Source organism: Aquabacterium sp. (assembly GCF_021768455.1).
In the GTDB taxonomy this organism is placed as follows: domain Bacteria; phylum Pseudomonadota; class Gammaproteobacteria; order Burkholderiales; family Burkholderiaceae_C; genus Aquabacterium.
On the sequence record NZ_JAIZVX010000175.1, the window covers coordinates 1 to 7,666 of the forward strand.

Annotated in this window: 7 protein-coding genes; 4 read left to right on the top strand and 3 right to left on the bottom strand. The window is 68.8% G+C overall.

Annotated features, from left to right (window positions below; translation table 11 throughout):
• Window positions 1-768: DUF808 domain-containing protein (locus QZ994_RS17415; protein WP_290874638.1), on the bottom strand; the 768-nt coding region annotated here is incomplete at its 3' end.
• Window positions 769-880: 112 nt separating this feature from the next.
• Window positions 881-1,765 carry an HDOD domain-containing protein gene (locus QZ994_RS17420; RefSeq protein WP_290874640.1) on the bottom strand — a complete coding sequence of 295 codons (885 nt, stop codon included), beginning with the start codon at window positions 1,763-1,765 and terminating at the stop codon, window positions 881-883.
• Between the two features lie 144 nt (window positions 1,766-1,909).
• On the opposite strand from QZ994_RS17420, the gene QZ994_RS17425 reads away from it, so the two are divergent.
• Window positions 1,910-2,881, top strand: coding sequence for a tRNA-dihydrouridine synthase (locus tag QZ994_RS17425; RefSeq protein WP_290874642.1), 972 nt, complete (start codon window positions 1,910-1,912; stop codon window positions 2,879-2,881).
• A 28-nt stretch (window positions 2,882-2,909) separates the two neighbouring features.
• On the opposite strand, the gene QZ994_RS17430 is transcribed toward QZ994_RS17425, so the two are convergent.
• A complete protein-coding gene (locus QZ994_RS17430) occupies window positions 2,910-3,413 on the bottom strand; it encodes a DUF1993 family protein (protein WP_290874654.1) in 504 nt (167 codons plus the stop codon).
• 152 nt (window positions 3,414-3,565) lie between these two features.
• On the opposite strand from QZ994_RS17430, the gene ylqF reads away from it, so the two are divergent.
• The 3 genes from ylqF to QZ994_RS17445 all read left to right on the top strand — a co-directional run.
• Complete coding sequence (gene ylqF, locus QZ994_RS17435) at window positions 3,566-4,549, top strand: ribosome biogenesis GTPase YlqF (RefSeq protein WP_290874645.1); 984 nt, start codon at window positions 3,566-3,568, stop codon at window positions 4,547-4,549.
• Window positions 4,550-4,593: 44 nt separating this feature from the next.
• On the top strand, window positions 4,594-6,540 hold the full coding sequence (locus QZ994_RS17440) for an ATP-dependent helicase (protein WP_290874648.1): 1,947 nt from the start codon (window positions 4,594-4,596) through the stop codon (window positions 6,538-6,540).
• Between the two features lie 53 nt (window positions 6,541-6,593).
• Window positions 6,594-7,666 (top strand): NYN domain-containing protein (locus QZ994_RS17445; RefSeq protein WP_290874651.1); only part of this gene is annotated, 1,073 nt, incomplete at its 3' end.

A 7,666-nucleotide genomic window follows, 5' to 3' on the forward strand; every position in this document is an offset into this window, starting at 1 on the left:
CAGGCCATGCAGCAGGATGCCGCCCCCCACCGTGAACATGGCCGCCGTGCCCAGCACGGAGAGCGTGCGCATGAGCCTCGGCGCCGCTGACAGCAAGCCGAGGCCCAGCCGACGCCTCAGCCGCCCCAGGCCGTGGGTGGCAGGCAGCTGGCTGAGGTAGAGGCCCACGTCGTCGAGCTTGACGATGGCGCCCACCAGACCGTAGACGCCCACCGTCACCAGCACGGCCACGCCGCTGAGCACCGTCAGCTGCTGGGCCAGGGGCGCGCTGGCCACGGTGCCCAGGGTGATGGCCACGATCTCGGCCGAGAGGATGAAGTCGGTGCGCACCGCGCCGCGGATCTTCTCTCGCTCGAAGGCGACCATGTCGACCTGCTCGTCGGCGATGGCTTGCACGAGTTCGCGGTGGTGGGCCGCGTCTTCTTCGGGAGGGTGCAGCAGCGGGTGGGCCAGCTTTTCGAAGCCTTCGAAGCACAGGAAGGCGCCGCCCAGCATCAGCAAGGGCGTCACGGCCCAGGGCGCCAAGGCGCTGATGGCCAGGGCACCGGGCACCAGGATCACCTTGTTGCGCAGCGAACCCTTGGCCACGGCCCAGACAACCGGCAGTTCTCGCTCGGCGCGGATGCCCGCGACCTGCTGGGCGTTGAGGGCGAGGTCGTCGCCGAGCACGCCGGCGGTCTTTTTGGCGGCCACCTTGGTCATCAAGGCGACGTCGTCCAGGACGACGGTGATGTCGTCGATCAGGACCAGAAGGCTGGACACGGCCATGGTCGGGCTCCCTTTGCTTTGTCTTGTGAGGTCTCAGACTGCGCCGATGGTAGTCGAGCGCCCGTGGCAGACCGGGGACAGGCGGGCAGGAAGGGAGGTTCGGGGCGGCAGGTCAGAGCGCGTCGAGGGTCTCGCGCAGCTCGTCTTCCCAGGCGGCGAGTTCGCCCTCGTCAAGGTGCAGCCATTCGAGGGCGTGGCGGCCATGGCGCAGCCAGTCGATGTCGGCGTCCAGGCCTTCATGGCGGCGCATGAAGAACTCGGCCACCAGGCCCATGGCGATCAGGGTGTTGACCTCGGACTCGGAGCCGCGCTCCTTGAGGGTGTCGAGGTCGTGGTGCAGGCGCACCCCGGCCACCACTGGCGGGGCGAGGCGCCACAAGCGGGCCACCAGCCCCCCCACCACGGCGTGGTCGGTGCGGTGGTTGGCGTTTTCGGTGGCGACGAAGCTGCGGTCGATCCGGGCGCCGGCCTCGACCATGGTGCCCAGGTAGCCCTTGACGCTCTGCGCCATGACGGCGATGCCGACGTGGCAGAAAAGGCCGTAGGTGTGGGCCAGGTCGGCGGAGACACCGGGCATGCGGGCGGCGAGGAAAGTCATGGCCGCAGCCCGCTTGGCCGAGCGTTCCCAGAAGCGCTGCAGGTAGGGGCTGTTGGGCACCTTGATGGCACGCTGGGCCAGGAAGCCCGTCATGATGCGGGCGGTCTCGTCCAGGCCCAGGCGGTTCATGGCCTGGCCAATGGTCTGCGAAGGCTGGCCGGCGGCAAACAGGGGGCTGTTGGCCTGCTTGAGCAGCGCGGCCGACATGGCCACGTCGCTGGTGGCAATGCGGGCGACCTCGTTGAGATCGGGCTCGCGCTCGGCCATCACGGCCTGCAGGCGAGCCAGCAGTTCCGGGCAAGGCGGGATGACGATGTGCTGCAGGGGCCCGCTGCGGCGGGCGCCGTCGAGCTCGCGCAGGACACTGTCGGTGCGGTCGAGCTCTGTGGCAGCTGGCATCTGGTTCATATCGGCTTCAGGGTTTTCCTGCTTATCGACCGCCCAGGCGCCAGCTTGAGGGCCTTTTTGAACGACGAGGCCCGGCCTTGTCCTTACACTGTGCGCCCTGTTGAACCGCCTGCCTCGCTGACGCCCCTTCACGCCATGACCATCCTGCTCGCGCCCATGGAAGGCCTGCTGGATTTCGCCCTGCGGGACGTGCTGACCCGCGTGGGCGGGGTGGACCGCTGCGTGTCCGAATTCATCCACGTGACCGATGCCCTGCTGCCGGAGCGGGTCTTCCTGCGCGTGGTGCCCGAGCTGGCCAACGCCGGACGCACGCCCGCCGGGGTGCCGGTGCGCCCGCAGCTGCTGGGCTCGGACCCGGCCTGCCTGGCCGACAACGCCGGCCGCGTGGGCGAGATGGGCACCACGGGCGTCGACCTGAATTTTGGCTGTCCGGCCAAGGTGGTGAACCGCCATGGCGGTGGGGCCGCGCTGCTGCAGGACCCGGAGCTGCTGCACCGCATCGTGGCCGCGGTGCGCCGTGCCGTGCCACCGGAGATGCCGGTGTCGGCCAAGATGCGCCTGGGCTTTCTGGACGACGCCCGGGCCGTGGACTGCGCCCTGGCCCTGCAGGCCGGTGGCGCCACCGAACTGGTGGTGCACGCCCGCACCAAGGCCCACGGCTACAAACCGCCCGCCTACTGGGAACGCATCGCCGACATCCGCGCCGCGGTGCAGATCCCGCTGGTGGCCAATGGCGAGATCTGGACGGTGGCCGACGCCCAGCGCTGCCGCGAGGCATCGGGCTGCCACGACCTCATGCTGGGCCGCGGCATGGTCGCCGACCCGGGCCTGGCCCTCGCCGTGCTGGCGGCCGATGGGAACGCGAGCGGCCGCACACCCGCCGGCTGGGACGAACTCAGGCCGCTGTTGCGGGTGTTCTGGGGCATCGTCTGCACCAAGGTAGAGCCCCGGGCACGGGCTGGTCGCGTCAAGCAGTGGCTGAACTACCTGCGCAAGCGCCACCCGGAGGCCGAACAGGCCTACCAGCAGATGAAGACCGTGAACGACTCGCGCGAGATCGAGCGCCTGCTCGATGCGCTCGCCCAGGGCGATCAGGCCCGCGTCTGAGACACGGCTGGCCAACGCCCCAAGGGGCTCAGCCGCCCAGGAAGTCGCGCTTGCCCAGGGCCACGCCGTTGTGGCGCAAGAGGCCGTAGGTGGTGGTCACGTGGAAATAGAAGTTGGGCAGCACCCATTCCGTCAGGTAGGCCTGCCCCTTGAGGCGCACCTCGCGGTCCTTCAGGGGGATGACGATGTCTCGGCCCTCGCTGCCATCGATCTGCGGGGCCTCGAAGCTGTTGAGGAAGGCGATGGTGCGCTCGATGCGGGCCTGCAGTTCGGCGAAGCTGGCCTCGTCGTCCGGGAAGGACGGGATGGTCTGACCGGCCAGGCGGGCTGCGCCGCCCTTGACCATGTCGCAGGCGATCTGCACCTGGCGCACCAGGGGGAACATGTCGGGGAACAGGCGGGCCTGCAGGAAGGCCTGCGCGTCCAGGCCCTTTTCCTGGCAATGGGCCTGGGCCTTGCCCAGGATGGTGGCGAGGTTCTGCAGGGTGCGGGTGGCGGGCGGCACCAGGGCGCTGTGCATGGAGAGGCTCATGGGGTGGTCCTTCTGGGTGGAGGGCATGGTTTCAGCGGGGGTGGCCCGGCACTCGCCCTCAGCGAGCGCTGGCCACGGACGCATTACAGCGCATCTGCGCCATCCGGTGTCTGACAAGCGACAATGCCGCCTTTGAAGGAGAGAAGGCGTCGATGAGCATCCAATGGTTCCCAGGTCACATGAACGTGACCAAAAAGGCCATCCTTGAGCGGATCAAGGACATCGATGTGGTCATCGAGCTGCTCGACGCACGCCTGCCCGGCTCCAGCGCCAACCCCATGCTGGCCGAGATCACCGGCTCCCGCCCCAAACTCAAGGTGCTGAACAAGCAGGACCTGGCCGACACCGAACGCACCGAAGCCTGGCTGGCCTGGTACCGCGCCCAGGCCGACACGCAGGCCTTGGGCCTGGATGCCTCGGACAAGGCCCCCGCCCAGCGCCTGATCAAGGCCTGCCGCGAACTGGCGCCCAACCGCGGCGGCATGGCCAAGCCCCTGCGCGTGCTGATCTGCGGCATCCCCAACGTCGGCAAGTCGACCCTGCTCAACACCCTGGTCGGCAAGAAGGCCGCCAAGACGGGCGACGAGGCCGGCATCACCCGCATCGAGCAGCGCATCAACCTGGCCAACGACTTCTACCTCTTCGACACCCCCGGCATGCTCTGGCCCAAGATCACGGTGGAACAGAGCGGCTACCTGCTGGCCGCCAGTGGCGCCGTGGGCCGCAACGCCTACGACGAAGAAGAGGTGGCCCTGGAGCTGGCCAAGCGCCTGCAAGGCCCATACGCCGCGCAGCTGGCAGCGCGATTTCGCCTGGACGACGTGGCCGCCATCCCCACCCTGCACGACGACGTGCTGCTGGCCGACATTGGCCGCAAACGCGGTGCGGTGGTGAGCGGCGGGCGCGTGAACATGCAGAAGGCGGCCGAGATCCTGCTGAACGACTTCCGCAGCGGCGTGCTGGGCCGCATCACGCTGGAGACCCCGGCCGAGTTCGAACAATGGTGGGCGGCCGGCGAAGCGCTGGAAGCCGAGCGCCAGGCGAAAAAGCTCGCCCGCCAGGCCAAGCGCAAGGGCCGTGCCGCCACCGAACTGCTGGACCACGCCGACGATGGCGACGACGAGCTCGCCGACTGAGCGCCCAGCCTGGCCCCGCCCGCTTCCAGCCCACCACCTCAGAGATGCGTGAGACGCCCGCCCCCGCCCGCGAACAGCCGGTCTTCGTGCCCAAGGGCATCGTGCCCACGGCTGAGCAACAGGCCATCCAGCTGGCCCGCCGCCGCGCCATCCTGATCGAGGCCAATGCGGGCGCGGCCAAGACCACGACCCTGGCCTTGCGTCTGGCCCAGGCCCTGCTGCGCGGCGCCGAACCCGAGCGCATCCTGGCCCTGACCTACACCGAGGCCGCCGTGCTGGCGCTCAAGCAGGCGCTGGCGCGCATCGGCGTGGCCGCGGGGGTGGTTCGCCGCCTGCGCATCCAGACCTTCGACGACTTCTGTGCCGAGCGCCTGACCGTGATCGAAGACGTGGCGGTGCCCCGCCAGACCACGCCCGAGCAGCTCAAGCCCCATGTGCTGGCCGCCATCGAGCGCATGCAGGCCAACCCCGACGAACGCCACGCCGACGAGCTGGCCGTGGACGGCAGCGGCGAGGCCATGGTCGAAGGCCTGCTGGCCAGCTTTGCACGCCTCAAGGGCACGATGCAGCTGGCCCTCGAAGCCCAGGACCGCACGCTCACGCCCGAGCTGGCCGATGAACTGGGCCACGGCTACTTCAGCTTGCGCGCTTTCTGGGCCTATGAGCACATCCGCCGTGGTGGCCACCCGGACCACCATGCCTTCCGTGCGCCCAACGACGCCACCTACGACCTGGCCCACCAGCTGCTGGACGAAGACGCGTTCGTCGACCTCCCTCACCCGCTGGCCATGGGCCTGAACCTGGTGCTGGTCGACGAAATGCACGACACCAACCGCGCCATGTTCACCGTGCTCAAGGGCGTGCTGCAGCACAACAGCGCAGGCTTCGTGGGCGTGGGCGACCGGGACCAGGTGATTCACGCCGTGGCCGGCGCCGAGGCCGCCTTCATGGGCGAGACCTTCCTCCGCGAGATCGGCCCCGCCTTGCGCATGCCCTTGAGCACCAGCTACCGCTTTGGCCCATCGCTGGCTCAATCCGTGAGCCAGTTGACGCACAAGCCCTGCCAGGCCACCGCCACACGCCAGACCGTGGTGCAACTGGTGCGCTGCGAGAGCGAGAAGGAAGTGCACTGGCACATCGCCAAGGTGATCCGCGAACGCCAGGGCCTGGCCCCGAAGTCGACCGCGTCCGAGATCGCCGTCCTGCTGCGCCAGCCGCACCAGTCGGTCGACCTCGAAAACCACCTGCTCGACCACGGGGTGGACTACCGCTGCAGTGGCTTCCAGCCCTACCTGATGCGCCCGGAGGTGCTGTTCGTGCGTGGCCTCATCGCCTACGCCCAGCAGGGCTTTGCCGGCATCGAACAGGCCAGCACGCGCGAGCAGGTGCTGCGCGCCCTGCTGCTGTTCAGCGGCGCGGTGCTGGAAGACGAAAAAGCCTCGCTGGCCGAGGTGGTGGCCCAGCCGCAGCTGGCCCCCTTCTTCGTCGAAAACCAGGTGCTGCGCCTGGCCAGCCCCGTGGCGCGCAAACTGATGCTCGATGCCATCGCGGTGCTGCAGGCCGATGCCACCGACATGCTGCTGGGCCATTTCACCGCCGCCCTGCAACCCGCCAAGCTGGCCGCCCGCGTGATGGTGCTCACGCCCGACATCGAACAGGTGGCGGCCAACATCGCCGGCCTGGTGCGCTCGGCGGGCACCTTTGACAACGTGGCCTCGTTCTTCCGCGCCATGAACGCACGCGAGGTGCGCCAGCACGGCATGACGGGCAAGGACCGCGTCGTGCTCTCCAGCATCGAGGCCGCCAAAGGCCTGGAGTTCGACCATGTCATCATGCCGGGTCTGAACAAAGGCGAATTCGCCCTCGGTGGCCCTTCGGCCGACAACCGCAACCTGCTTTACGTGGGCATGACCCGTGCCCGCCACCACCTCACGCTGCTGTGCGACCCTGCTCGCCCCAGCCGCTATCTGTTTGACGCCGGCCTGATGTGATCCAACGCGATCACCCTGCCCGCCTCGCCCTCCATACCAAGGACACAAGCCACATGGCATCCTCCCCCGAACACATCAGCATGGCGCTGTTTTGCGACTTTGAAAACGTCGCCCTCGGCGTGCGCGACGCCAACTACGAGAAGTTCGACATCAAACGCGTGCTCGAGCGCCTGCTGCTCAAGGGCAGCATCGTCGTCAAGAAGGCCTATTGCGACTGGGAGCGCTACAAGGGCTTCAAGGCCGCCATGCACGAGGCCAACTTCGAGCTGATCGAAATCCCCCACGTGCGCCAGTCGGGCAAGAACTCGGCCGACATCCGCCTGGTGGTGGACGCGCTCGACCTCTGCTACACCAAGAGCCACGTCAACACCTTCGTGATCATCTCGGGCGACTCGGACTTTTCGCCCCTGGTCTCGAAGCTGCGCGAAAACGCCAAGTACGTGATCGGTGTGGGCGTGAAGCAGTCGACCTCGGACCTGCTGATCGCCAACTGCGACGAGTTCATCTTCTACGACGACCTGGTGCGCGAAAGCCAGCGCCAGGCCGCCCGCCGCGACACGCGTGACAACCGCGAGCCGCAACAGGCCCGCCGCACGCCCGAAGAAGAGGCCCGCCGCCGCGAAGAGCTCGATGCCCGCCGCACCAAGGCCGTGGAGATGGCCGCCGAGACCTACGAAGCGCTGGTCACCGACCGCGACGAGGGTGGCCGCATCTGGGCCTCGGTGCTGAAGGAAGCCATCAAGCGCCGCAACCCCGGCTTCAACGAGAACTACTACGGCTTCCGCACCTTCGGCAACCTGCTGGAAGAGGCGCGCGCACGCGGCCTGCTGGAGTTTGGCCGCGACGAAAAATCGAGCGCCTTCGTGTACCGCAGCAGCGGTGGCGCCGTGGCGCGCACGGACGAACCCGCCCAAGGTGGTGAAGCGGGCGGTGACGCCCTGCGCAACGCACCGGCCTCCCCCACCGCCGCCGCTCACCACGACACGGACGGCCAGGAGGCCGCCGCACCGCGCGACGACGAGGCCCGCGAACCCGCCGCAGCCCCTGCCGCAGAACGCCACACCGAGCGCGGCGACGCCCCTCGCGAAGAGCGTGGTGACGGCCGCCGCCGTGGCCGTGGTGGCCG